25 protein-coding genes and 3 pseudogenes are annotated in these 22,515 nt (G+C 71.7%); 14 read left to right on the forward strand and 14 right to left on the reverse strand.

Annotated features, from left to right (window positions below; genetic code table 11):
* A pseudogene (locus AB0K18_RS35210) lies at positions 1 to 255 on the forward strand (hypothetical protein); the annotation flags it as partial.
* Between the two features lie 143 nt (positions 256 to 398).
* A complete protein-coding gene (locus AB0K18_RS35215) occupies positions 399 to 917 on the forward strand; it encodes a flavodoxin domain-containing protein (protein WP_364923274.1) in 519 nt (172 codons plus the stop codon).
* 45 nt (positions 918 to 962) lie between these two features.
* Here the strand turns inward: AB0K18_RS35215 and AB0K18_RS35220 are convergent, their stop codons facing one another.
* The 5 genes from AB0K18_RS35220 to AB0K18_RS35240 form a co-directional block, all read right to left on the reverse strand.
* Positions 963 to 3,494 (reverse strand): cation-transporting P-type ATPase, encoded by a 2,532-nt coding sequence (locus AB0K18_RS35220; RefSeq protein WP_364923277.1) that lies wholly within the window; start codon positions 3,492 to 3,494, stop codon positions 963 to 965.
* A gap of 6 nt (positions 3,495 to 3,500) precedes the next feature.
* Positions 3,501 to 3,956: a DoxX family protein gene (locus AB0K18_RS35225; protein ID WP_364923281.1), complete on the reverse strand. Its 456-nt coding sequence runs from the start codon at positions 3,954 to 3,956 to the stop codon at positions 3,501 to 3,503.
* Positions 3,957 to 4,158: 202 nt separating this feature from the next.
* A complete protein-coding gene (locus tag AB0K18_RS35230; RefSeq protein ID WP_364923284.1) occupies positions 4,159 to 4,890 on the reverse strand; it encodes a class I SAM-dependent methyltransferase in 732 nt (243 codons plus the stop codon).
* Between the two features lie 3 nt (positions 4,891 to 4,893).
* Positions 4,894 to 5,946, reverse strand: coding sequence for an alcohol dehydrogenase catalytic domain-containing protein (locus tag AB0K18_RS35235; protein WP_364923287.1), 1,053 nt, complete (start codon positions 5,944 to 5,946; stop codon positions 4,894 to 4,896).
* Between the two features lie 120 nt (positions 5,947 to 6,066).
* Complete coding sequence (locus AB0K18_RS35240; RefSeq protein ID WP_364923289.1) at positions 6,067 to 6,402, reverse strand: metalloregulator ArsR/SmtB family transcription factor; 336 nt, start codon at positions 6,400 to 6,402, stop codon at positions 6,067 to 6,069.
* A 79-nt stretch (positions 6,403 to 6,481) separates the two neighbouring features.
* Between AB0K18_RS35240 and AB0K18_RS35245 the strand changes: the two genes are divergently transcribed.
* The 4 genes from AB0K18_RS35245 to AB0K18_RS35260 all read left to right on the forward strand — a co-directional run bounded on the left by AB0K18_RS35245 (position 6,482) and on the right by AB0K18_RS35260 (position 10,297).
* Entirely contained in the window at positions 6,482 to 7,579 is a 1,098-nt protein-coding gene (locus AB0K18_RS35245) for an NAD(P)/FAD-dependent oxidoreductase (RefSeq protein WP_364923292.1), read from the forward strand.
* Between the two features lie 91 nt (positions 7,580 to 7,670).
* Positions 7,671 to 9,059, forward strand: a complete 1,389-nt coding sequence (locus tag AB0K18_RS35250) for an FAD-dependent oxidoreductase (protein ID WP_364923294.1) — start codon at positions 7,671 to 7,673, stop codon at positions 9,057 to 9,059.
* Between the two features lie 58 nt (positions 9,060 to 9,117).
* On the forward strand, positions 9,118 to 9,534 hold the full coding sequence (locus tag AB0K18_RS35255; RefSeq protein WP_364923297.1) for a helix-turn-helix transcriptional regulator: 417 nt from the start codon (positions 9,118 to 9,120) through the stop codon (positions 9,532 to 9,534).
* Between the two features lie 376 nt (positions 9,535 to 9,910).
* Complete coding sequence (locus AB0K18_RS35260) at positions 9,911 to 10,297, forward strand: metalloregulator ArsR/SmtB family transcription factor (protein WP_364923299.1); 387 nt, start codon at positions 9,911 to 9,913, stop codon at positions 10,295 to 10,297.
* Here the strand turns inward: AB0K18_RS35260 and AB0K18_RS35265 are convergent.
* From AB0K18_RS35265 to AB0K18_RS35275, 3 genes and pseudogenes are all read right to left on the reverse strand, one after another.
* Positions 10,295 to 10,399 (reverse strand): annotated as a pseudogene (locus AB0K18_RS35265) (heat-shock protein HtpX); the annotation flags it as partial. The gene AB0K18_RS35260 and the pseudogene AB0K18_RS35265 sit on opposite strands and share 3 nt — an antisense overlap.
* Positions 10,400 to 10,431: 32 nt before the next feature.
* On the reverse strand, positions 10,432 to 11,661 hold the full coding sequence (locus tag AB0K18_RS35270; RefSeq protein ID WP_364923302.1) for a GNAT family N-acetyltransferase: 1,230 nt from the start codon (positions 11,659 to 11,661) through the stop codon (positions 10,432 to 10,434).
* Between the two features lie 10 nt (positions 11,662 to 11,671).
* Positions 11,672 to 12,007, reverse strand: a complete 336-nt coding sequence (locus AB0K18_RS35275) for a metalloregulator ArsR/SmtB family transcription factor (RefSeq protein WP_364923305.1) — start codon at positions 12,005 to 12,007, stop codon at positions 11,672 to 11,674.
* An 80-nt stretch (positions 12,008 to 12,087) separates the two neighbouring features.
* On the opposite strand from AB0K18_RS35275, the gene AB0K18_RS35280 reads away from it, so the two are divergent.
* Positions 12,088 to 12,618 (forward strand): hypothetical protein, encoded by a 531-nt coding sequence (locus AB0K18_RS35280; RefSeq protein WP_364923308.1) that lies wholly within the window; start codon positions 12,088 to 12,090, stop codon positions 12,616 to 12,618.
* Positions 12,619 to 12,628: 10 nt separating this feature from the next.
* On the opposite strand, the gene AB0K18_RS35285 is transcribed toward AB0K18_RS35280, so the two are convergent.
* The 6 genes from AB0K18_RS35285 to AB0K18_RS35310 all read right to left on the reverse strand — a co-directional run bounded on the left by AB0K18_RS35285 (position 12,629) and on the right by AB0K18_RS35310 (position 17,104).
* Positions 12,629 to 13,309: a hypothetical protein gene (locus AB0K18_RS35285; protein ID WP_364923310.1), complete on the reverse strand. Its 681-nt coding sequence runs from the start codon at positions 13,307 to 13,309 to the stop codon at positions 12,629 to 12,631.
* Between the two features lie 124 nt (positions 13,310 to 13,433).
* The gene (locus AB0K18_RS35290; protein ID WP_364923313.1) at positions 13,434 to 13,871 is read right to left on the reverse strand and encodes a S26 family signal peptidase; all 438 of its coding nucleotides are present in this window, start codon (positions 13,869 to 13,871) and stop codon (positions 13,434 to 13,436) included.
* Positions 13,868 to 15,706, reverse strand: a complete 1,839-nt coding sequence (locus AB0K18_RS35295; protein ID WP_364923316.1) for an ABC transporter ATP-binding protein — start codon at positions 15,704 to 15,706, stop codon at positions 13,868 to 13,870. Before AB0K18_RS35295 ends, AB0K18_RS35290 begins: the two co-directional genes overlap by 4 nt.
* On the reverse strand, positions 15,706 to 16,278 hold the full coding sequence (locus AB0K18_RS35300) for a TlpA disulfide reductase family protein (protein ID WP_364923320.1): 573 nt from the start codon (positions 16,276 to 16,278) through the stop codon (positions 15,706 to 15,708). The genes AB0K18_RS35295 and AB0K18_RS35300 overlap by 1 nt, the downstream gene beginning before the upstream one ends.
* 24 nt (positions 16,279 to 16,302) lie before the next feature.
* Entirely contained in the window at positions 16,303 to 16,821 is a 519-nt protein-coding gene (locus AB0K18_RS35305; protein ID WP_364923323.1) for a MauE/DoxX family redox-associated membrane protein, read from the reverse strand.
* Between the two features lie 82 nt (positions 16,822 to 16,903).
* Positions 16,904 to 17,104 carry a hypothetical protein gene (locus AB0K18_RS35310; protein ID WP_364923325.1) on the reverse strand — a complete coding sequence of 67 codons (201 nt, stop codon included), beginning with the start codon at positions 17,102 to 17,104 and terminating at the stop codon, positions 16,904 to 16,906.
* A gap of 282 nt (positions 17,105 to 17,386) precedes the next feature.
* Between AB0K18_RS35310 and AB0K18_RS35315 the strand changes: the two genes are divergently transcribed.
* From AB0K18_RS35315 to AB0K18_RS35345, 7 genes and pseudogenes are all read left to right on the forward strand, one after another.
* On the forward strand, positions 17,387 to 18,160 hold the full coding sequence (locus tag AB0K18_RS35315; RefSeq protein WP_364923328.1) for a fused MFS/spermidine synthase: 774 nt from the start codon (positions 17,387 to 17,389) through the stop codon (positions 18,158 to 18,160).
* Positions 18,161 to 18,186: 26 nt separating this feature from the next.
* Positions 18,187 to 18,324, forward strand: coding sequence for a hypothetical protein (locus AB0K18_RS35320; protein WP_355415806.1), 138 nt, complete (start codon positions 18,187 to 18,189; stop codon positions 18,322 to 18,324).
* Positions 18,325 to 18,383: 59 nt separating this feature from the next.
* Positions 18,384 to 19,910: an HEXXH motif-containing putative peptide modification protein gene (locus tag AB0K18_RS35325; RefSeq protein ID WP_364923331.1), complete on the forward strand. Its 1,527-nt coding sequence runs from the start codon at positions 18,384 to 18,386 to the stop codon at positions 19,908 to 19,910.
* Between the two features lie 46 nt (positions 19,911 to 19,956).
* Positions 19,957 to 20,124, forward strand: a complete 168-nt coding sequence (locus AB0K18_RS35330; protein WP_364923334.1) for a hypothetical protein — start codon at positions 19,957 to 19,959, stop codon at positions 20,122 to 20,124.
* A 77-nt stretch (positions 20,125 to 20,201) separates the two neighbouring features.
* Positions 20,202 to 21,164, forward strand: a complete 963-nt coding sequence (locus AB0K18_RS35335; RefSeq protein ID WP_364923336.1) for a hypothetical protein — start codon at positions 20,202 to 20,204, stop codon at positions 21,162 to 21,164.
* Positions 21,157 to 21,570, forward strand: a pseudogene (locus tag AB0K18_RS35340) (lanthionine synthetase LanC family protein); the annotation flags it as partial. The gene AB0K18_RS35335 and the pseudogene AB0K18_RS35340, both read left to right, overlap by 8 nt.
* 176 nt (positions 21,571 to 21,746) lie before the next feature.
* On the forward strand, positions 21,747 to 22,496 hold the full coding sequence (locus tag AB0K18_RS35345; RefSeq protein ID WP_364923713.1) for a lanthionine synthetase LanC family protein: 750 nt from the start codon (positions 21,747 to 21,749) through the stop codon (positions 22,494 to 22,496).
* Positions 22,497 to 22,515 lie beyond the last annotated feature (19 nt).

Here is a 22,515-nt window from a genome sequence, read left to right on the forward strand (position 1 = left end):
TGGCTGTTCATGGCCGGCCTGCTCGGTGTCGGCCTGGCGCTGATCCTCGGCGTCGCCGCCAGGCTCGCCGCCGTCGCCGGCACGCTGATGCTGGTTCTGATGTGGGCGGCCGAGCTGCCCCTGGCCAACAACCCCTTCATGGACGACCACATCGTCTACTCCATCGTTCTGATCGGCCTGGCGATGGCCGGTGCCGGTACCACCGTCGGGCTCGGCGGCCTGCCGATCGTGCAGCGTCACGCCTGGCTGAAGTAGTGCGCACCGGGACACGCCCGCCCTCGGCACCACCGGGGCGGGCGTTCCGCTGTGGACCAACGGCGCCGGTTCGCAGGACTTCCTCCTCGGGCGCCGCGCCGCCGCCCGCAGGACAGTAGGGGCGAGACGGAAGGAGTCATGTCATGAGGGCACTGGTCGTGTACGAATCGATGTACGGCAACACCCAACAGGTCGCGCGGGCCGTCGCCGACGGGCTGGCCACCGGGATGCCGGCCGAGGTGACGGAGATCGGAGCCGCGCCGGCCCACGTGGGCGACGAGGTCACGCTGCTGGTGGTGGGTGGTCCCACGCACGCCTTCTCCATGAGCAGGGCCTCCACCCGCGACTCGGCCGCCCAGCAGGCGACCGGGCCGCTGGTGTCCAAGGATCAGGGCGTACGCGAATGGCTGGCCGCGCTCAGCACGTCGTCGGCCGGGTTGTGCGCGGCGGCGTTCGACACTCGCGTGGCCAAGCCGCGCCTGCCCGGCTCGGCCGCGCGGGCGATCACCAAGCGGCTGCGCCGGGTCGGCGTCAGGGTCGTCGTCCCGCCGCAGAGCTTCTACGTCACCGGCACGCAAGGGCCGCTGGCGGCCGGGGAGCTGGAGCGGGCCAGGCAGTGGGGCGAGAGCCTGGCCGCGTCGTTCCCCGTACCCGCCTCCTGATAGGCCGGGAAGCGGCGTCCACTTGGGCGCCGCTTCGCGCGTGGCTCAGGGACGGGGCGACGGGTGCAGGATGCGGTCGAGGCGGGCGGCGGCGTACCCCGTGACGGACAGCGCCAGGACGATCAGCAGATCGCCGGGAGCCAGCGGACGCGTGCCGAGCAGCTCCTGCAGCAGCGGGAGATAGACCCCGGCCAGTTGCAGCACGAGCGCACCCGCCACAGCGACCAGCAGCATCGGGTTGGCCAGGGAGCGCGGCCGGGTACGCGTCCCCAGCGCCACCCCCAGCTGGGTCGCGCCGAGCGCGAAGAACGCCATGCTCTGCCACGGCCGCCCGGTCAGCGACGCCCACACGGCGACGCCGAGCGTGACGGCGGTGAGCACGACGGCGATCCGCAGCACCCGCTGCCACAGGCCCGCCCCCATGATGCTCTGGCCGGGCGGCCGGGGCAGGCGTTCCATGGTCCCCGGCACGGTCGGCTCCCCGCCGAGCGCGACGCCGGGCAGGCCGTGGGTGAGCAGGTTGATCCACAGGATCTGCGCGGGCAGCAGGGGGAGCGGCAGGCCGACGAACGGGCCCAGCATCATCACGGCGATCTCGGCCGCGCCGCCCGACAGGCCGTAGACGAGGAAGCGGCGGATGTTCGCATAGACCCGGCGGCCCTCCTCGACGGCGGCGACGACGGTGTCCAGGTTGTCGTCGGCCAGTACGAGGTCGGCGGCCTGCCGGGCCACCTCCGTGCCGCGCCTGCCCATGGCGACACCGATGTCGGCGCGGCGCAGCGCGGGGCCGTCGTTGACGCCGTCACCGGTCATGGCGAGGATCTCGCCGCGCTTCCGCAGGGCCTCGATGATGTCGAGCTTCTGCTCGGGGGTCGCGCGCGCGTAAACGGCGGCCGCCGCGCCGCTGGAGGTTCCGGGCTCAAGCCGGTCAGCGGCCGGTCCGCCGTCGAGGACGCCGGGTTCGCGGCAGTCGACGGCTCGGTCCGCAGGGCCGATGATGCCGAGGTCGGCGGCGATGGCGCGGGCGGTGCCCGGATGGTCGCCGGTGATGAGGACGGGCCTGATGCCGGCCTTCTTGCAGTCGGCCACCGCCGTGGCGGCCGCCGCGCGTGGCGGGTCGAGGATCGCGACGAGGCCGAGCAGGCCGAGCCCGCTCTCCCGTACGGACACGGGAACGACGTCCAGGTCGGCGGCGGCTACCGCGAGGACGCGGTAGCCGTCACGGGCGTACCGGTCGGCGCGCTCGGCGGCACGGGCGAGCAGCGCGGGGTCGTCGGTCAGCACGTCAGGGACGAGCAGCGCCTCGGGGGCGCCCTTGCAGACCACCCGGGCGCGGCCGTCCGGCAGGAGGTGCACGGTGGTCATGCGCTTGCGGTCACTGTCGAACGGCAGCTCCCCGGCCCGGGGAAACCGGGCCCGCAGGTCCTCGTGGTCGAGCCCGAGCCGGGCGGCGGCGGCGAGCAGAGCCGCCTCGGTCGGGTCGCCCAAGGCCGTCCACTCCGGGCCCGGGCACAGGCGGGCGTCGTTGCACAGCGCCGCGGCCGTCAGCAGCGCGCGGAACTCGCCGGGGTCCGCGGCCTCGATCACGCCGCCGGGCGCGTAGCCGGAGCCGGTGGTCGCGGCCTCGGCGGCCGGGGTCCACAGGTGCCGGGCGACCATCCGTCCCTCGGTGAGGGTGCCGGTCTTGTCGGTGGCGAGCACGGTCACCGAGCCCAGCGTCTCGACGGCGGGCAGGTTGCGTACGAGGGCGTTGCGCGCCGCCATCCGGCGCGCCCCGAGCGCCAGGCTCAAGGTCACGACGGCGGGCAGCGACTCCGGTACGGCGGCCACCACCAGGCTGATCGCGGTCACGACCATCAGCTCCACCGGCTGGCCGCGTACCAGACCCAGGGCCAGCACCAGCGCCGACAGCAGCACCGCGATCCCCGCCAGCAGCCGCCCGACCCCGACGAGGCGGCGCTGCAACGGCGTGAGCCCGCCGCCCTTGACCATGAGGGCGGCGATGCGGCCGCTCGCGCTCGCCGCGCCGGTCGCGGTCACCACCGCCCGCCCCCTGCCCCGCACCACCACGGTGCCGGACGAGACCAGTGCCCCGGCCCTCTTGTCCACCGGCACCGACTCGCCCGTCAGCGCCGACTCGTCGGCCAGCAGCGCCGCCGACTCGACCACCTCGCCGTCCGCCGGGACGATGTCGCCCTCCGCCAGCACGACCAGATCGCCGGCGACGACCTCGCTCGCCGGGATCTGCGTCTGCCGGCCGTCCCGCACCACCCGCGCCTCGGGGGTGGCGAGGTCGGCCAGCGCCGTGATGGCCCGGTCGGCGCGTACCTCCTGGGCCACCCCGACCGCCGTGTTCACCACGATCACCAGCATGATGACGACGGTGTCCGTCCAGTCGCCGGTGGTGATCGTCAGCACCGCGGCGACGAGCAGGACGATGATCAGCGGGTCGCGGAGCTGCGTGCGGACGCGCCGCCACGACGGCGTCGGCGGCTTGCGCGGGAGAACGTTGGGTCCGTCACGCTCAAGGCGTGCGGCCGCCTCCGCCGCGGACAGGCCGGATGGCGAGCGCGTCACGGCAGGTCAGGACGGCCGCGGCAGGCCGGTGCTGGGCCGGTCGGGCTGCGGGGACGCCAGCGACGCCTGCGGGGCGCGCAGCGTGGACAGCGCCCAGCGGCCAGGACCGAGCACCGCGATCAGCAGGAAACCCCAGCAGAACAGGGCGGCCTTCTCGCCGCCGTTCTCGATCGGGAACAACGCCTGCGGCTGGTGCACGACGAAGTACGCGTACGCCATGGTGCCCGAGCAGATGACGGCGGCGGCGCGCGCGGCCACGCCGAGCAGGACCATGGCTCCGGCGACGAGCTCGATGACGGCCGCCCACCAGCCCGGCCACTCGCCGAAGGCCGGGGCCTCGCCCTGCGGGCCGCCGAGCACGCCGAACAGGGTCGCCGCGCCGTGGCAGCTGAACAGCAGTCCCAGCACGATCCGATAGAGGGCCAGGAAAAGGTCCTGCTGCCGGTTGACCAGTGCTTCCATGAAGGCGTCCTTCCTCAACGTGCTGATTGGTGTCATCTCCAGAACCGGAGATGAAAGACGTGGGAGCGCTCCCAAAAGAGTCAAGAATGCGCCTTTGCCCTGTCAACTCCGGTCGGTCAGGGGGTCCGGCCGGATGGGCGCGAAACGCCGCGCTCACTTGGTCTGACGCCGATCGGGGGAAAATTTCGGATAGTTGAAAATTTCACCGTCCGTCCGCCTTCCGCCAGACCGATACGTGGCTTCTGCTCTCGCCGGTGAACGGCGTGCGGGTCCAGTCGGCCCAGCGCTCCTCCAGGCGCATCCCGGCGATCCGCGCCATGAGGTCCAGTTCGGACGGCCACACGTACCGGTGCCGCGAGGAGAACGTCTCCATCCGTCCGTCCGCCACCCAGTAGTGGTGGGAGGTCGCGATCTGCGACGCGACGTCGTACTCCTCGAACCCGAGGTGCTCCCGGCCCACGGCGAACGCGTGCACGGTCTCGCCCGGCGGCAGCCGGCGCAGCTCGGGGACGTAGTTCTCGATGACGAAACGACCGCCGGGCTCGAGGTGGGCCGCCGCGTTGCGGAAGCACTCGACCTGTTCGTCCTGGGTGGTCAGGTTCGTGATCGTGTTGCGTACCAGGTAGACGAGCGTGAAGGTCGCCTCCAGCCTGGTGGTCGCGAAGTCCCCGACCGTCGTACGGACCGCGCCGGCGTCCGGCTCGGCCCGCAGCCGCGCGATCATCGCGGCCGACAGGTCGATCCCCTCGACACGGACCCCGCGCCGGGCCAGCGGCAACGCGATGCGCCCCGTGCCGACGCCGAACTCGAGCGCGGCGCCGCCCAGCTCCGCCAGGAAGCTCACCGCAGGTTCGATCACCGCAGGGTCGAACAGCTCCGGCCACTTCGCCTCGTACGTCGCCGCGATCCGCTCGTCGAAGCTGTCCTCCGGCATGCTTCAACCCTGCCCGCTGCACCGCGTCAGGACCACCTTGAGCGCACCGGTCGAGGCCGGGTCGGCGAACGTGTCGTAGGCGGCGGGCATGTCGTCCAGGGCGAAGCGGTGGGTGATGAAGCCGGTCGGGTCCAGGCGCCCGGCGGCGACCATGTCCAGGAGGGCCGGGGTGGAGGAGGTGTCGACCAGGCCGGTGGTGATGGTCAGGTCGCGGATCCAGAGGTCCTCCAGATGCAGGGTGGCCGGCCGGCCGTGCACGCCGACGTTGGCGACGTGGCCGCACGGGCGGACGAGCCTGGTGCACAGCTCGAACGTCTCAGGGATGCCGACCGCCTCGATGGCGACGTCCGCGCCGAGACCTTTGGTCAGCTCGGCCACGGCGTCGGCCGGGTCGTCACCGGCGCCGACGACCACGTCCGCGCCGAGTCGCTTGGCCGCCTCCAGCCGGGCCGGCGCCGGGTCTACCACGACGATGTGACCAGGCGTGAACAACTGCGCGGTGGTGATCGCGGCCAGGCCGATCGGCCCCGCGCCGACGATCACGACCGTGTCGCCCGGCCGGACGCGGCCGTTCAGCACGCCCACCTCGTACGCGGTCGGCAGGATGTCGGCCAGCATGAGCGCCGCCTCGTCGGAGACCCCGTCGGGCAGGATGTGGGTGGAGGTGTCGGCGAACGGGACGCGTACGTACTCGGCCTGCGTGCCGTCGATCCGGTGCCCGAGGATCCAGCCGCCCCCGCCCAGGCACTGGCCGTACGCGGCGGTGCGGCAGTAGCGGCAGCGGCCGCAGGCGGAGATGCACGACACCAGGACGCGGTCGCCGCGCTTGACGGTCGTCACCGCCGTCCCGGTGGCGGTCACCGTGCCGACCGCCTCGTGCCCGAGAACGGTCCGCGGTTGGACGGCGGGCACGTCGCCCTTGAGGATGTGCAGGTCGGTGCCGCAGATGGTGACGGCGTCCACACGCACGACCGCGTCCGTCGCCTCGACCGGGCGGGGATCGGGCACCTCTGTCCACGTACGCCGCCCCGGCCCCTGGTAGATGAGCGCCTTCATGGCTCCTCCTCGTCGCTTCCTCCCTCCACGCTCACCCGCCACCGCCCCCACCGGCCAGGGACGAAGGTCCCGCGGGACGGGTCGAAGGTCTTCGGCTTTTGACCAGGAGAGCGAACCGCGTCAGCAGCAGAAGCGCAGATAGCCCTGCAGATCGTCGAGGATGCGGGAGACGCTGTCGCGATCGCCCCTGTACAGCACCTCCTTGCCGGCCCGGCGGGAGGTGACGATGCCGCCGCGCCGGAGCAGGGCGAGTTGCTGCGAGGCGGCGGACTGGCTGATGCCGGCGCGTTCGGCGACCTGGTTGACCGACAGCTCGGCGCCCCGGGCGAACAACAGCATGATCTGCTGGCGGCTCTCGTTCGCCAGGGCCTTGAGAAAGTCCTGGGCGGCCTGCGGCAGCTGCGGCGCGCACGTCTCCCCTGCGGCGTCTGACGATGATGCCGTGGTCTCTGCCATGCCTGCTCCTCCCGTTCATCGCACCTTACCGCTCGTACCAACTTATTGACATATTAGAGAATGACGGTACGTTCGCGGCATGTCCAATGACCGCATCCTGATCGTCGGAGCCGGGCAGTCCGGCCTGGCCGCCGCGTACGCCGCCTTGGAGCAAGGGCTACGGCCCGTGCTGCTGGAGTCCTCTGACCGGCCGGCCGGTTCCTGGCCGCGCTATTACGACAGCCTCGCCCTGTTCTCACCCGCCCGCTACAGCGGCCTGCCCGGCATGGCCTTCGGCGGCGACCCGGAACGCTACCCGCGCCGTGACGAGGTCGTCGCCTACTTGGAGCGCTACGCCGCCGCCCTGATCGAGCGCGGCGCCGAGCTGCGCACCGGCGCCCGGGTGGAGGCCGTCCAGCCCGGCGAGAGCGGCTTCCTCGTACGTCTGGCCGACGGGCAGGAACTCGCCGCCCCCGCTGTCATCGCGGCCAGCGGCTCCTTCGGACGCCCGCACCGGCCCGCCCTGCCCGGTCTGGACGCTTTCACCGGCCCGGTGCTGCACGCGGCCGGCTACCGTTCGCCGGCCACGCTGCCCGGTGAGCACGTCGTCGTCGTCGGGACGGGCAACTCCGCGGTCCAGATCGCGTACGAGCTGGCCGCCGAACGCCGGGTGACGCTGGTCGGCCGCGCGCCGATCCGCTTCGTCGAGCAGCGCCCGCTGGGTCGTGACCTGCACTTCTGGTTCCGCGTGACCGGGTTCGACCGGCTGCCGCTGGCCCGCGCGGAGGCCCCGCCGCCGTCGCTCGTGCTCGATGACGGGCGCTACCGCCGGGCGCTGCGCGAGGGACGCTACACGTGGCGGGCGATGTTCGCCCGGCTGGACGGTGATCAGGCGGTCTGGCCCGGCGGCCGGCGCGAGCGCGTCGATGCGGTGCTGCTGGCCACCGGATACCGGCCGGACCTGCCGTACCTCGCCGGGATGGGTGCGTTGGATGGCGGTGGGCGCCCGCGCCAGCGCCGCGGCCTGTCCCTGACTCATCCCGGGCTGGGCTACCTGGGCCTGGAGTGGCAGCGTACGCCCTCCTCGAACACCCTGCGCGGGGTCGGCGCCGACGCCCGCCGCGTCGTCGCCGCGCTGGCCCGCCACCTGCGCGGAATCCGCCAGGCGACCTCGGCGTGGCCTCCGCACGCCGGTTGATTCGATGAAAGTCGAATTTGACATCCATCTAAGTTTTCGGGCATTCTGCCGATGACGCTACTTAGACGGATGTCGAAACAGGAGAGATGTCATGAGTGGATGCTGCGGTCCCACCGCCGTCGAGCTGGAGCCCGGCCGCCCGGCCGCCCGACCTGATGACCTGCCCGTCGCGGTCATCGGCGCCGGCCCGATCGGGCTGGCCGCGGCGGCCCACCTCGCCGAGCGCGGGCTGGACTTCGTGGTGCTGGAGGCGGGAGAGCGGGCGGGGGCGTCGATCGCGCAGTGGGGGCACGTACGGGTGTTCAGTCCCTGGAAGTACGACATCGACCCCGCCGCCCGCCGCCTCCTGGAGGCCGCCGGCTGGAGCGCGCCGGACCCCGAGTGGCTGCCCACCGGGGCCGAGCTGATCGACGACTACCTGACGCCGCTGGCCGAGCTGTTCGGCGAGCGGGTGCGTACCGGGGCGAAGGTGACGGCGATCAGCAGGCTCGGCTACGACCGCGTCCGTACGGCGGGCCGCGAGCAGGCGCCGTTCCTGATCCGCCTGGCCGACGGGAGCGAGCTGCACGCCCGTGCCGTCATCGACGCCTCCGGCACCTACGCCACCCCGAACGTGCTCGGCGCCTCCGGCCTGCCCGCCCACGGCGAAGCGGACGCCGGTGACCTGATCGACCACGCCCTGCCCGACGTCCTCGGGGCCGACCGCGACCGGTACGCGGGCAGGCACGTCCTGGTCATCGGCGCCGGCCACTCGGCGGCCACCACGCTGCTCGCCCTGGCCCAGCTCGCGGACACCCCGATCACGTGGGCGATCCGCGCCGGCAGCGCCGCCCGTACGTACGGCGGTGGCGACGCGGACGCCCTGCCCGCACGGGGAGCGCTCGGCACCCGCCTGCACGCCCACGTCGAGAGCGGCCGCATCAGCCTGGTGACCGGCTTCTTCGCCCATGCCGTCGAACGGGACGGCGACCAGGTACGCGTGCTCAGCCGCGACCCCGCAGGCCACGAGCAGACCGTCACCGCCGACCGCATCGTGGCCGCCACCGGCTACCGTCCCGACCACACCATCGCCGGGGAACTGCGCCTCGACCTCGACCCGATCCTCGGCTCCACCCGCGCCCTCGCCCCGCTGATCGACCCCAACGCGCACTCCTGCGGCACCGTCCCGCCGCACGGCGCCGACGAGCTCGCCCACCCCGAGGACGGCTACTACGCGATCGGCGTCAAGAGCTACGGCCGCGCCCCCACGTTCCTGCTGGCCACCGGCTACGAGCAGGCCCGCTCGGTGGTCGCCGCGCTGGCCGACGACTGGGAGGCGGCGCGGGACGTCCAGCTCGACCTGCCCGAAACCGGCGTCTGCTCCTCCAGCCTCGCCGAGGCCCAGGAGCAGCGGGTCGGCCTGGCCACCGGGATCAGCGGCGGTCTCCTGAGCACTCCGCTGCCGCTGGTCGGGGCGTCCCAGGGCGGCTGCTGCGGCTGACCAGGAGATTCGGGTGTACAGGTACAAGTGCAGAGCCACGGACGAGCAGTGAACAGACGTGAAGCCGGGATCGGTCTGTCACGCCTTGGCCAAGCTGGAGGCCGAGGGGCTGGCCGAGACGCATTCGGAGGAGCGCGCCGGCGATCGGCTGCGCCGCGTTCACGCCATCACGCCCGAGGGCCGGCGTGCGCTACGCGACCTGCTGCGCAAGGCACTGTCCGCGCCCCCGCACTCCACCAGGCCCGACTTCGCACTGGCGCTGCGCTGGCACGCGTTGCTGGATTCGGGAGAGGTGCGGGAGTTGGTGGCGGCCTCCTGCCGGGCGCTGGAGGGCCGGCGGGCGGACATCGCGGCGGGGCGGGAACCTAAGGCCGGCCTTTCGCCGCTGGCCGACGCGCTATTCGACAACGCCGATGCGCATCTGGCCGCTGACGCGAAACGCCTGGAGGACATCCAGCGCCTGCTCGGCCAGTGACGGCGAGCCGTGACTCGCATCATCTCTGAGCGGGTGGCCGAGCCCTGCTCGCAACGGGCGCTCGGCCGGTCCACCCCTTGCACGTCTACGTGTACATGCCTATGTACGTCCGCCTGTACGCCGACGTGGCAGTGACGTATCTCATTGGGCGCCGCCCACGGCGAGCGAGTTCGCGTCGCAGTTCGAGGTTCTCGCCGTGGGCTTGTTCGAGTGCTGTGCGTAGTTCGGAGCCACCGCGCGCGATGCGCCTCCAACCAGGGACTGGCGGCTGGTGCCGTCACCCACGCCTGCTTGATCGCCGCCGCCGCACTGACCGGCCACCACCGACTATCATTTAGACGAACGTCGAAACATCCGCCAGGTCCGGAGGCCCCGCATGACCGCCACGACCCTGCCCCTCGTCCAGGCCGGCCAGGGCGCGCAGGATGGGGCGTGCTGCGCGCCGATCGCCCGCGAGCCGCTCAGCGAAGGCGACGCCGCCGAGCTGGCCGTGCTGCTCAAGGCGGTGGCCGACCCGGTACGCCTGCGGCTGCTGTCCATGATCGGCTCTCACGCCGGCGGCGAGGCGTGCGTGTGCGACCTGACCGACGCCTTCGACCTGACCGCGCCCACCATCAGTCACCACCTCAAGGTGCTGCGCACCGCCGGATTGATCGGCAGTGAGCGGCGCGGCACCTGGGTCTACTACTGGATCATCCCCGATACGGTGAACCGGCTGGGCGCCCTGTTCGCTCCGCTGACCGCCCCTGCCGTCGCGCGGTAGCTCGCCGAGCAGCCTGACGACCTGGGACCGGATGCCGTCGCGGATGGCCCGGACGGCTTCCCTGCCCTGCCCGGCCGGGCCGTCGAGCTTCCAGTCCTCGTAGCACCGCAGACCGCGGGATGTTCCCGCGTGGGTCAAATGCCGACCGCCGGGCTGCGCCGCTCCACCATCACCACGTCCCGCCACACCCCGTGGTGGCAACCGACGCGCTCGCGGGTCCCGACGACGCGGAAACCCAGCGCCTGATGGAGAACCAGGCTGGCCGTGTTCTCGGGGAAGACGCCGGACTGGATCGTCCACACGCCGGCGTCCTCGCACGCGGCGATGAACGCCCCCATTAGGGCGCGGCCGATGCCGTGAGCCTGGCAGCCGGGGTGCACGTAAACGCTGTGCTCGACCACCCCGGCATAGACGCTCCGAGACGAAACCCGCGAGGCCGCCACCCAGCCGAGCACCTCGCCGGAATCCGTGTCCACGGCCACGTACCGAAGATGCGGCAACCTGCTCGCGGCGAACCCTTCCCAGCTGGGCGCGACGGTCTCGAAGCTGGCCTGGCCGGTGTCCAGCCCGGCCTGGTAGATCGCCAGCACCTCCGCGGCGTCGCTCTCGCGCATCGGCCGGATCTCCAGGCCGGGCCCGATCGCGGGCTTTTCAGCCTGGACGATCGCCGAGTGCACCCCATCGCCGTGATCGGCGGTCAAGGTGACCGTGACGGAGACGAAGCCGGCCGTGACGAGCAGGTCCCGATACTCCTGCACCGTGAGCGATCCGGCGACACACCCGATGCGCTCCTCGGCCCGCTGCCGCGCCTGCTCGTCGAGCACCTGCGCGGTGACGACGTCGCTGACGCCGAACCGGCCGCCCGGCCGCAGCGCCCGGAACGCCTCGGCCAGCACCGCCGCCTTGTCACCGGACAGGTTGATCACGCAGTTGGAGATGACCACGTCCACCGCGTGGCCGGGCAGCGGGATCGCCTCGATCGTGCCCTGCAGGAACCGCACGTCGGTGACGCCCGCCTCTTCCGCGTTGCGCCGCGCCAGCTCCAGCATGGCGGGGCTGGCGTCCAGGCCGAAGACGGTGCCGTGAGGGCCGACGCGGCGCGCCGACAGCAGCACGTCGATGCCACCACCGGAGCCGAGGTCGAGCACCGTCTCACCGGCACGTATCTCCGCGACGGCGACCGGGTTGCCACACCCCAGGCTGGCGCGGAGCGCCCCGTCGGGGAGCGCGGCGGTGTCGTCGTAGCCGGCCGGACCGAAGCCGCCGCCGGCGAAGGCGACGGGGTCGCAGTCGGCGACGCGCTGCCCATGAAGCGCGCTGCGGGCCAGGGCGGAGTAATGGTCGATGATCTCGTCGTACGCCACAGAGATCTCCTCACTCACAGACCGGCGCACCCGGCACCGGCTTGCCCATCACCACGTCGGCGGCGGTGGGGAAACAGCTCACGCAGTTCTCGTTGATCCGGTACAGCGAGGACGTCCCCTGCCGCTCCACCAGCACGAACCGCACCTCGGCCAGGATCTTCAGGTGGTGCGACACCGTGGACTGCCCCACCCCGGAGGCCGCCACGATCTCACCCACGCTCATCGGCTCACGCCGCCTGGCCAGCAACGACACGATCTGTATCCGCGTCGCGTCGGCCAGCGCCTTGAACCAGCTCGCATACTCCTCGGCCTCCGCGCGCGGCAGCGGCCCCGTCTCTTCCTTCATCGACAATCGACGATATTCGATGAAGGGAGGCCTGGCAATAGGCTCTGAATTCACACAAGCGATCCTGAGGGCATACCCGCATGGCAACCGCAGCTCAGCAACTGATCCAAAGGGCACGTCCCGCGCCGCCGCCCGTCCCGTACGACTGGGAACGGGTCATGCGCCGGCTCGGAACCGCCGTACCACAGGACTACCGCGAACTTCTCGACGCAGGCGGAGGCGGCCTCTGGCTGGGCTACTTGAGACTTCACGTCCCCGCAGGACTCAAGCACATCGACCTGGAGCGATCGAAGCTGGAGTGGGAGCAACTCCAGGACCTGTTCGATGACGAGGTCGTGGGGCCTCCCGACGACCTGGCCCCTGATGACGGCCTGCTGCCCTGGGCCTCGACCGGCGCAGGCATCACGCTCTACTGGCAGATCTCACCCGAGGCGAGGTCCGGCCCGTACCCGATCCGCATCTCGGACCGCGACGGCGACGTCTGGGAACGGCACGACCTGCCCACGACGGACCTCCTCCTCGGAATCGTCCAGGGCGAGCTGCACAGCGAGCTGCTCAACGAGTCGTGGATGCAACGCGACACGCTCTTCACGCCTTACGCCGACGCGTAGCCGCAAGCCGTCAAGAGGATGCGCGGGGGAACTCGCTCGTCTCAGACAGGGCATCACATGCGGGATGGTCCAAGAGGTAAGTAGCGTAGCGACTCGTAGCGCTCACCATATTCCAGTACGCATCACCGGTCGCACCCGAGCCGGCACGCAGATAATCCTTGTACGCAGCAATCCCAGCGGTACGTGCTCTGACAATGCCGGCGTCGGGGCCGATATCAAGGGCCTCGTGCAGCTTGGCTCCGACTGCGAAGATCTCAGTGCAGTGCCGGTGCAGGCGAGTCGACGGTCCTGGCGTGCGCCCTGTCGCCAGCCTGTCGCTGTACGCGTACAGACGTGCGTCTTCCTGGTCGGCATACCCGAGCAGTCGAGCCGCACTGCCTGCGATGTCCTCGGGGATCGTGGTCCAGGCTTCGGCGTGAGCGTAGGTCAGGAAAGAGCGAAGATGCCAGATCAGCGAAGAATAGTGCTCCTTCCGCTGTCTTTTATCCTCTTTGCCCGCATACCAGTTGAACCCGACGCTGATGACGAGAGTCGCCGTAGAGAATCCCACCACGCCGGAGATCAGATTGACCATGATGGGATGTCTGTCAAGGTAGTCGAGATGATTCTGCTCAAGATGAACACTGAGACAGAACGATAGAGCCGCTGTGGCGAAGAGGAGGGCCTGAATTCTCAACGGCAGCGGTTTCATGAACGCTCCGAAAGGCAGGCAACGGCCGATTGAGGCCCGGCATCTACAGGTGCAACGCCGAATGAACCGGCACGGGTTCCCTACGGCCGGTACGTTCGCCGGTCCGAGCTGATGAACACGAGCGTCAGAGTTTCCGGAGGGTGCGGCCGAGGAGGTGGGTGGCGGGGTAGGGGCCTGAGAGGCGGGAGTCGTGGCTGGCCTTGTTGTCGCCCAGCACGATCAGGGTGCCGTCCGGGACGGTTCGCAGGGTGCCTGATGCTTTTCTCGCCGGTTCAGGGATGGGGTCGCCGGGGAGGGCGGCTACTCTTTTCACCTGCCATTTCGTTCGGGTGGGCAACGGGGCAAGGGCTGTGACCTCGGGGGAGACGGGGATGCGCGGGGGTTCCAGGACCACTATGTCGCCGACCCGCAACGCGGTGAGGTCGCATCTGCGGACCAGGAGTCTCTCGCCGGGGTGGAGGGCCGGGGTCATGCTGGTGCCGGAGACGGTGACGATCACGAGGGTGCGGCGGATGAGGATGATCGTCAGGACCAGGGCGGTGAGCAGGGTCAAGGGGATCATGGGATCGGGTCCGGCTGGTAGCCGGAGGCCTGCATGCGGAAAAGGCGGGCGTACGTGCCGTCGTACGCCATCAGCTCCTCATGGGTGCCTCGCTCGGTGATGCGGCCGTCGTCGAGGACGGCGATGTGGTCGGCCATGCGGACCCCGTTGAGGCGGTGGGTGATGATGACGCTGGTGGTGCCGTGGCGGTGTTCGGCCAGGCGGCGGTGGATGGTGTGCTCGGCCTCGGCGTCCAGGCCGGAGCTGGGTTCGTCGAGGATGAGCAGGTCGCGGCGGCCGCGCATGAGGCCGCGGGCGAGGGCGATGCGCTGCCACTGGCCGCCGGACAGGGTCACGCCCGTGGTGGTGTCGCCGGAGTCGGAGTTCATGAAGAACATGCGGCTCAGCAGGGTGTCGTAGCCGTGGGGGAGCGCGGTGACGGTGGCGTCGACCTCGGCGGCGGTCGCGGCGGTGCGGATCCTGTCGCGGTCGTGCAGGGCGGGCAGGTCGCCGATGCCGATGTTGTCGGCGGCGGTGAAGTCGTAGTTCATGTGGTCCTGGAACACGGTGCCGATGCGTTCGCGCAGGTCGGCCACGTGGATGTGGCGAAGGTCCACGCCGTCCCAGGTGATCGAGCCGCGGGTGGGCTCGTACAGGCGGCACAGGAGCTTGACCAGGGTGCTCTTGCCGGCGCCGTTCACACCGACCAGGGCCAGCAGGGAGCCGGCCGGGATGCGCAGGCTCACGCCGCGCAGCACCCAGGGCTTGTCGGGGTCGTAGCGGAACCAGACGTCGCGCAGCTCGATCGCGCCCCGCAACGAGGGCGCGGCGGCGGGGAGGGCCGGGGCGGGCACGTCCGGTTCGGCGTTGAGGACGGCGAGGTAGTGCGCGAACTGCAGGAGCGCCTGGTGCCCTGAGGCGAGCTGGGAGACGAGCCCGGACAGGCCGGTCTGTACGCCGGCGACGGCCGCGATGAAGACGATCACGTCGCCCGGGGTCAGCAGGCCGGCGCGGGCCTGCAGGATGCCCCAGACCAGGCCGACCCCGGCGACGGTGGCGGTCAGCGCGGCCAGCCCGAACTGGGTGTGGCACACCCGCCGGTCCAGCCGCCGCTGTGCGGTGTTGACCTGGCGCAGCTCGTTCAGCATCCGCGAGCGGACGAAGTCGGCCAGGCCGAACAGCCGGATCTCCTTGGCGGCGGTACGGTCGATCATCAGCTGTGAGTAGAACACCTGCCGCCGCTCGTGCGGGCTGACCGTCCACATCATCCGGCTCCGCCGGGCGCTCAGGCTCAGCTCGGCGGCGACCACCGGCACGGCCGAGACCAGCACGACCGCGGCCATGACCGGGCTGACCGCCAGCAGCGACCCGGTGAACCCGAGCATGGTGACCACCGTCCGCACGCCGCTCAGCGAGGCGTCGAGCATCGTCTGGGGTGAGATCTCGCCGGCCTGCTGGGCCAGCCGGATCCGGTCGTGGAAGGCCGGGTTCTCGAACCTGGACAGCCCGGCCAGCCGGGACAGCGCCGCGTACAGCCGGTCGCGGCTGTGCAGCCGGATCGAACGGCCCATCTCGGCGTCGACGTACTGGAAGAGATGCGGCAGGGCCGCCGCGACCAGCCCGAGCCCGGCCAGGAGCGCGCTCTGCCCGACCAGCCAGCCGATGGGCTGCTGTCGTCCCAGCAGCTCGTCCAGGATCCGCTTGGTCAGCCACGCGACCGCGACCGGCGTCGCGCCCATGACCAGCGCCCCGGCCAGCTGCGCGGCGAGCAGCGCGGGCCTGGCCCGCCAGGCCAGGCCGAGCGCGGTCACGCAGCGTTCCCGCCAGCCGGACTCATCCTCCGCGAGAGCGCGCATCACACCGAGACGGCCTGCCGCTCGAGAGCGGAGACGCCGCCGACGCCGGCGAGGATCGTGCCGTCCTGCCCGAGCAGGACGAACAAAGGCCAGCGCCGTACGCTGAACGCGGTCGCCACCGGGCCCTCGTCCGGCTCGACCACCACGCGGGCCACCGGCGAGACGGCCTCCACGACGTCCGCGACCTCGTCGGGCGACCCGGAGACCACCGCCAGGTGCCGTTCGCGGCCGCCCGGCGCGGTGGCGGCGTACTGGACGAAACGCGGCAGCTCGTCGTGACAGGCCGGGCAGCCGGTGGCGAAGAACGCGACCAGCAGCGGAGCGTCCACCCCGCTCACCGCGGCCGGGTCGCGCAGGGCGATCTCGGTGCCGTCCAGCGTGGTCGCGGTGAAGTCGGCGACCCGCGTGCCGGCGTCGGGGAGGAACCTGCGCTGGGCGAGGTCGTCCATGCCCGACCGTGCCCATTTGTCGTCGTACTCGCGCAGCCGCCGCAGCACGGCGAGCATCAGCAGCAGGTTGAGCCCGCCCAGCACGCCGACCACGACGACCGCGGCGATCAGCACCACATCCATCGACTCACCATCCTTCGGGAAGCGTCAGCGGGGGAGGACCGCCGACACGAGATCGTCATAAGAGATGACAAGGGCGGCCACGATCACCGCCATGAACCCGGCCACCAGCAAGGCCCCCGGGTTCCACCCCACGGCCGGCGCGGTCCCCGTGGCGCCCGCCGCCGCCACCAGTAGCAGGAGCGCGTTGCGTATGAGGTGCCGCCGGCCCAGCGACTGCGTCGAGGCGCCGAAACACCGGCAGCTCACCGACGAGCCCCGCCGCAGCACCGCGCCGATCGCCAGCGCGAAGACGATCAGCAACACCGACCCGAGGGCCAGCCCCGCGAGCGCGGTGACGTCGGCCGCCAGCAGCGCCGCCGTGGCCAGCTCACCGGCGATCACCACCGCGGCCACGGCGGGCCTGAACCGGGCTTCGACGCCGAACGCTCCCAGGGACGTCCGGAAGGCGGCCCGATCGCGCCGGTTGCGCACTTTGCTCACCGCCGCCGCCAGGAAGACCACCGCGAGCACCACCCGGCAACCGAAGCCAACATAAGCAAGCACTGTTCCGACTCCCACAAAAATCCGGGACGAATTCCGCTTGGTCCCGCGTGACGCGGAACCAAGCGGAATCGTCGATGCGGCGCTAGGTGGTGCAGCAGCCTGAGGAGACGATGTCGCAGTTGCTGTACAGGGTGTACAGCGTACGCGGGTAGAGGTTGGTCCCTATCTTGCATTGCGGGGAACTGCAGAACCTCTCGTATTCGCAGGCTCCCGCGCTGGCGACCGCCTTCGGCGCGAGCAACGTGAGCAGCCTGTCGCCCACCGACGCTAAAGCAGTTCTCATGCCGTTTCCACCTTTCTGTGTGCGTTCTCTTTCAGGAGTATCGACGCACAGGTCAGCAGTTCAAAGGGCGTGCGGAGGGTATCTGCCGGACATTCACCGGGCGCGGGGGCCGGCCATCGACGCCGCGCGACCGGCAGTCGCGGGAAATGTCCGGTGAATGGCCTGTCACTGACCTGTGATGGATTCGCGCACCGACCTAAGCTCAATGCTGTCGAAGGACGGGTCGCGAGAAAGGTCCGTTACTCCATGACCGTTCATCAAGAACCCGAAGGCGCGGTCACCGTGTCGACCGATTTCGGCACGGTCGACCTGACGCCGGCCGCCGGTGGCCCGAATATGTGGGTGCTGATTCTCGACCATTTCCCGCAGTCCTATGTGGACCTCGCCGACCCTCGCCGGTTGAGAATGCCGTACGTGCGGGTGCTGGCCACCATCGCGGACGGAGCCGCGCCCCCCGGCGCGCCGATCACGGCGCTGCACCTGGGCGGCGGAGGTCTCACACTCCCGCGCTACGTCTCCACCACCCGCCCGGGATCGTCCCAGCTGGTCGTGGACCGGGACGCCACGCTGATGAGAACGGTCACGGAGGTGCTGCCGCCGCCGTCCGGCCTGGAGATCCGCATCGCGGACGCCCGCGACGCCGTCAGCTCCGCCCGCCCGCACGCCTACGACCTCATCGTCACGGACGTGCTGACCAGGACCGGCGTCCCCGCGCGGCTCACGAGCCTGGAGTTCCTCACCGCGGTGGCGGCGGTGCTCAAGCCGGGCGGCCACTACGCGCTGAACATCCTGGACGCGGTCCCCTTCGCCTTCGCCCGCCGCCAGGTCGCGACGTTCCGGGCGGTGTTCGACGAGGTGCGCCTGTTCGCAGAGCCCGACGTGCTGCGCGGCGACCGGATCGGCAACCTCGTCGTCGCGGGCGGCCCGCCGGCCGGGACGACGCTGCTCAGCGGCGCCGAGCTGGACCGCTTCGCCGGCGACGCCCGTCCGCTGACCGACGCGGACGCCGTCGACTCGCCGCCCGCGCTCCCACTCAAGCCATCCGCCGACAGGTGACCAACCCAACGAAAGGAAAGATGATCATGACATCAGTGCCCGACCCCCGCGAGTTCATCCGCTCCAGCACGTCGGTGGAGGCTCCGGCCGTGACCTCGGACAACGCGGCCGAGCGCGACTGGTACCCGCGTGACCGCGGCCCCCACCGTCCCGACAACACGTGATCCGGTGGCCGGGTGCCGACCGGCACCCGGCCACCTCCGTCAAGGAAAGGAGCCTGCCCATGACGCTCTGGCAGGAGGTGGAGCGGCTGCTCGGCACCGACCCCGAGTACGGCGACGCCGCCGCCATCGAGCGGCGCGTGCTCGGGCGGCTGCGCGTCGGCCTGACCCTGCTGGCCGAGCTGACCCCGCACAACGCCGAGCCGGTACGGCGCTGCGCGGCAGCGCCCGACGCGGACCTGCGGGTGCTGAGCCGCGACCCGGTGCTGCGCAGCGCGTTCGAGAGCGACCTGCAGACCGTCACCACGCAGGACCTGCAGACCGTCACCACGCAGGACCTGCAGACCGTCACCACGCAGGACCTGCAGACCGTCACCACACAGGCGGACACCGGCCTGCTCCTGCCCGGCCTGCTGCCCGCCGACGCCGGCTACGCGGTGAGCCGCGCAGCCGCCGGCGGTTACGCGGTGAGCCGCGCAGCCGCCGGCGGTTACGCGGTGAGCCGCGCAGCCGCCGGCGGTTACGCGGTGAGCCGCGCGGCCGGCGAGTCTCCGCGTTCGGCCTGGGCGTGGACGGAGACGACCCGCAGCACGAAAGATCCCGTCACGGCACGCCTGTGGTCCCTGCTCGACGAACAGTTCCCCCGGGGAACGGCCGACGTCCCGATCAAACCCTCCGCCGCCGAGCTCAAGATGATCGACGAGGCGGCCGCCCTGCTCACGGCACTGATGCCGTCCGTCGGACCGGGCGTCCTCGCCAACGTCGGCATGATCGGCCTCGCCCGCGACGAGGGCGAGGACGGGCCGCTGCACTCCGTCTCCGGCGGCGACCGCTTCCCCGCCACCGTCTTCATCGCCCCCGAGAAGCTGCAGAACGTCTGGGACGCGGCGGGAGCACTGCTGCACGAGGCGCTCCACCTCGCCCTCTTCGAGATCATCCGCTGCGGCGCCGTGGTCTTCGACCACGTCGACGCCACTGCCGACGTCGTCCCGATCCCGTGGCGGCGCGAGGCCTGGTCACTGATGCGGGTGCTGTTCGCCCTGCACGTGTACGTCCACCTCGCCGTCTACCACGGCCTGGCCCGCTCGGCCGGACCCGAGATCACGAGCCGGTTCGGAGAGCCGCCCGCGGACGCCGCAGTCAGCCGCGCGACCTTCGGCGGCGCCCGCTACGCCACCCCCGAGCTGCGCGCCCGCCACCTCGCCGAGCAGCTCGCGCAGCGCTCCGGTCTGTTCACCGGCTACGGCCACCAGCTCATCGCCTGGCTGGTCAAGGCGCTCGACCTGCTCGCCCCGCCCACACCCGGAGGCGGGGACGGCACGACGTACCAGGCCGTCGCCCCGGTCGCCGCCGTACCGCTGCCCGAACAGCGCCGCCTCGTCGTGGCCCTCGCCGACCCGCCCCGCGTGCGCTGGCTCAACCCCGCCGCCTGGCTCGTCTACCGCCTGTGCGACGGCCGGGACAGCGCGGCGATCAGCAAGGAGTACGCCGAGTCGGTCGCCGGCGTCGTCCCGCCCGCCGAGGCACTCCGCCAGGCCGGCACGGCCCTGCGGGCGCTCGTGGACGACGGCCTGGTCGTCACCGCATGAAACCCCGCCAGAGATCACGCCCTATCCGGAAAGAAAGGTGACCGCCATGAGCATCACGCAGACCGAACCCGCGACCGACGACCTCGACGAGTTCGAGCTGGACATCGAGATCTCCGTCCTGCCCGAGGGCACCCAGCCCGTCGGCCGGCACACCCACTGGTGGACGTGTGCGCCGTGCATCACGGTCACCTCGTGGCCCAGCAAGTGCTGCTGAGCATCAGGTGATCCGCCCGTCGCGGCCCGTCCCCATGCCGGTCGCGACGGGACGGCACGGCGAACGAGAGGTCTCCCATGCCCGCAGAGCGCGTCATAGCCGTCTCCCCGCGAAAGAGCGGAACCCATCTCCTGCAGGAGCTGATGATCCTGCTCGGCTACCACACCGACGGCGAGGCCGTCCCGCCGCGCGCGGCCGTGGTGGCGCTGAGCCTGCGCCGGCGCATCGAGCTGGCCCGCCACTACATGCATCCCATCGCGGCGGCCGAGCTCGACCACCGCGCGGACCGCGACGGGTTCGTCCAGGCCACCAACCTCCTGTGGTTCCAGGTCGCCGAACTGTGGCGGGCCAAGCTCGCCGCGGGCAACGTCTTCCACACCAAGCTGGCCAGCCCCGAGCTGGACCAGCCGGTGCCGATGCACCCCGAGGCGTGGGGGCGGCCCTTCTCCACGACCCCGCCCGGCATCTGCTGGACGTTCCACTCGCTCGACATCTGGCGGATGGACCCCGCGTTCCTGCGGGAGTGGCAGAGCCCGGAAGGCCCGCGCGTGATCCTGGGCTACCGCGACCCGCGCGACACGCTCATCTCCATGGCGACGTTCCTGTCCGGCGAGGGCGGCCACGCGCTCGGCCGCCAGCCCGAGGCCGCCGTGTTCCGCCCGATCCTGCGCAGCCTGCCGACCATGTCCGAGCGCATCACCTATCTCCTCCGCGACCCGGCCGTCCCGCTGCTGTCCGACTTCGAGGCCGCCGTCAGCCTGTTCCACCACCCCGACGTGTGCGCCGTGTCGTTCGAGGAGCTGATCGGCGAGCAGGGCGGCGGCAGTGCCGAACGCCAGCTCGCCGCCGTACGCCGGGTCGCCGAGCACGTCGGCACCGACATGGACCCCGAGGTCGTCGTCGGCAAGGTGTACAACCGCAACGCCTACAGCTTCCACCGCGGCCGGATCGGCACCTGGCGGGAAGTGTTCACCGCCGAGCACCACCGGCTCTTCAACGCCCGCTTCGGCCACCTCCTGGAGATCTTCCCCTTTGACTGAGCTGCTGCCCGCCGCGACGGCGTCCGAGGCGCGCAAGGCCGCGGCCGAGATCCTGCACCGCCTCCGCGACGAGGAGCTGGTCGCCGAGGCGGCGCGGTCGGCCGCGGCGACGGTCGGCCGCTCCCTGTGGGAGCCGGGCGCGGCCCTGTACGGGGGCGCCGCCGGCAGCGCGGTCGCCTTCGCGCACGCCGCCCGCGCCTTCCCTGACTCCGGCTGGTGGACGCAGGCGCACCGGTGGCTGAAGGTGGCCGCCGCGAGCACCCGCGAGCGTCCGCTGCAGCGCCCCGGACTGTCACTCGGCACCACCGGCATCGCCCTCGCCGTCGCCGAATGCGATGAGGACGGCCGGTACGCCAGGACGCTGCGCGGCCTCGACAGCCGGTTGGCCCAGCAGCTCGACGGGTTCGGCCCCGCCGCCGATCGGGCGTTGACCGTGCACGACTACGACGTCATCAGCGGCCTCGCATACTCGGCTACGCCTCCCGCCGGCCCGCGATCGTCCACCTGGTCATCGAGCGGCTCGTCGCCCGCTGCGCCACCGGCCATGGGCCGCTCACCACCTCCCGCTGGACGCCTTGGCGGATCGCGCCGGAGAACTACGGACGGGACGGCGAACGCGAGCTCCACCCCCACGGCTACGTGGACCTCGGCCTGGCCCACGGCCTCCCGGGGCCGCTGGCGGCGCTCAGCAGGGCCTGGCTCGCCGGTCATCGCGCCCCCGGCATGCGCGGGGCGATCCGCGGCCTCGCCGATCAGCTCGTCGCGGCCTCGTGGTGGGGCGAGCACGGCCGTACGTGGTCGCGCGTCATGCCGTTCGACGCGTCGGGCGAGATCGCGCCCCGGCTGGGGCAGCCATCTGAGCCCGCGTACTGCTACGGCGCACCCGGCATCACCTCCGCCCTGCTCGACGCCGCCGAGGCGCTCGGCGACGCGGCCGTACGGGCCGTCGCGGTCGAGGGTTTCGAGGCCGCGCTGCGCCGGCTGGAGGCGCGGCCGCGCACCCTCGGCCCGGGGTTGTGCCACGGACTCGGGGGAGTGCTGCTGATCTGCCGGGCGTTCGCCGTCCGGACCGGCAGCGCGGCGGCAAAGGCGGCGCTGGAACGCCTGGTCGAACGGCTGCTCGGCGGCTGCGACCCCGGCCACCCGCTCATCGTGCGGGACTACAAGCCGCAGGTGACCGGCGAACCGGGATCGCCGCTCGCCGCCAGCAGCGGCGGCGCCTGGATCGACCAGCCAGGACTGCTGGAGGGCGCGGCGGGCGTCGCGCTGGCGCTGCTGTCCGTCACCGAGCCGGTGCCGCCCCGCTGGGCCGACGCCCTGATGGCCGGCTGAGCGGCGTCGGCGAGAGCAA

Origin of the sequence: Nonomuraea sp. NPDC049421 (genome assembly GCF_040677005.1) — a bacterium.
Lineage (GTDB): Bacteria > Actinomycetota > Actinomycetes > Streptosporangiales > Streptosporangiaceae > Nonomuraea > Nonomuraea salmonea.

Bases quoted from the DNA above. Each gene is read 5' to 3' on its own strand.
- AB0K18_RS35215 (WP_364923274.1), top strand. From the start codon at position 399: ATGAGGGCACTGGTCGTGTACGAATCGATGTACGGCAACACCCAACAG.
- AB0K18_RS35225 (WP_364923281.1), bottom strand. From the start codon at position 3,956: ATGGAAGCACTGGTCAACCGGCAGCAGGACCTTTTCCTGGCCCTCTAT.
- AB0K18_RS35230 (WP_364923284.1), bottom strand. From the start codon at position 4,890: ATGCCGGAGGACAGCTTCGACGAGCGGATCGCGGCGACGTACGAGGCG.
- AB0K18_RS35235 (WP_364923287.1), bottom strand. From the start codon at position 5,946: ATGAAGGCGCTCATCTACCAGGGGCCGGGGCGGCGTACGTGGACAGAG.
- AB0K18_RS35240 (WP_364923289.1), bottom strand. From the start codon at position 6,402: ATGGCAGAGACCACGGCATCATCGTCAGACGCCGCAGGGGAGACGTGC.
- AB0K18_RS35245 (WP_364923292.1), top strand. From the start codon at position 6,482: ATGTCCAATGACCGCATCCTGATCGTCGGAGCCGGGCAGTCCGGCCTG.
- AB0K18_RS35250 (WP_364923294.1), top strand. From the start codon at position 7,671: ATGAGTGGATGCTGCGGTCCCACCGCCGTCGAGCTGGAGCCCGGCCGC.
- AB0K18_RS35260 (WP_364923299.1), top strand. From the start codon at position 9,911: ATGACCGCCACGACCCTGCCCCTCGTCCAGGCCGGCCAGGGCGCGCAG.
- AB0K18_RS35275 (WP_364923305.1), bottom strand. From the start codon at position 12,007: ATGAAGGAAGAGACGGGGCCGCTGCCGCGCGCGGAGGCCGAGGAGTAT.
- AB0K18_RS35280 (WP_364923308.1), top strand. From the start codon at position 12,088: ATGGCAACCGCAGCTCAGCAACTGATCCAAAGGGCACGTCCCGCGCCG.
- AB0K18_RS35285 (WP_364923310.1), bottom strand. From the start codon at position 13,309: ATGAAACCGCTGCCGTTGAGAATTCAGGCCCTCCTCTTCGCCACAGCG.
- AB0K18_RS35290 (WP_364923313.1), bottom strand. From the start codon at position 13,871: ATGATCCCCTTGACCCTGCTCACCGCCCTGGTCCTGACGATCATCCTC.
- AB0K18_RS35295 (WP_364923316.1), bottom strand. From the start codon at position 15,706: ATGCGCGCTCTCGCGGAGGATGAGTCCGGCTGGCGGGAACGCTGCGTG.
- AB0K18_RS35300 (WP_364923320.1), bottom strand. From the start codon at position 16,278: ATGGATGTGGTGCTGATCGCCGCGGTCGTCGTGGTCGGCGTGCTGGGC.
- AB0K18_RS35310 (WP_364923325.1), bottom strand. From the start codon at position 17,104: ATGAGAACTGCTTTAGCGTCGGTGGGCGACAGGCTGCTCACGTTGCTC.
- AB0K18_RS35320 (WP_355415806.1), top strand. From the start codon at position 18,187: ATGACATCAGTGCCCGACCCCCGCGAGTTCATCCGCTCCAGCACGTCG.
- AB0K18_RS35325 (WP_364923331.1), top strand. From the start codon at position 18,384: ATGACGCTCTGGCAGGAGGTGGAGCGGCTGCTCGGCACCGACCCCGAG.
- AB0K18_RS35330 (WP_364923334.1), top strand. From the start codon at position 19,957: ATGAGCATCACGCAGACCGAACCCGCGACCGACGACCTCGACGAGTTC.
- AB0K18_RS35335 (WP_364923336.1), top strand. From the start codon at position 20,202: ATGCCCGCAGAGCGCGTCATAGCCGTCTCCCCGCGAAAGAGCGGAACC.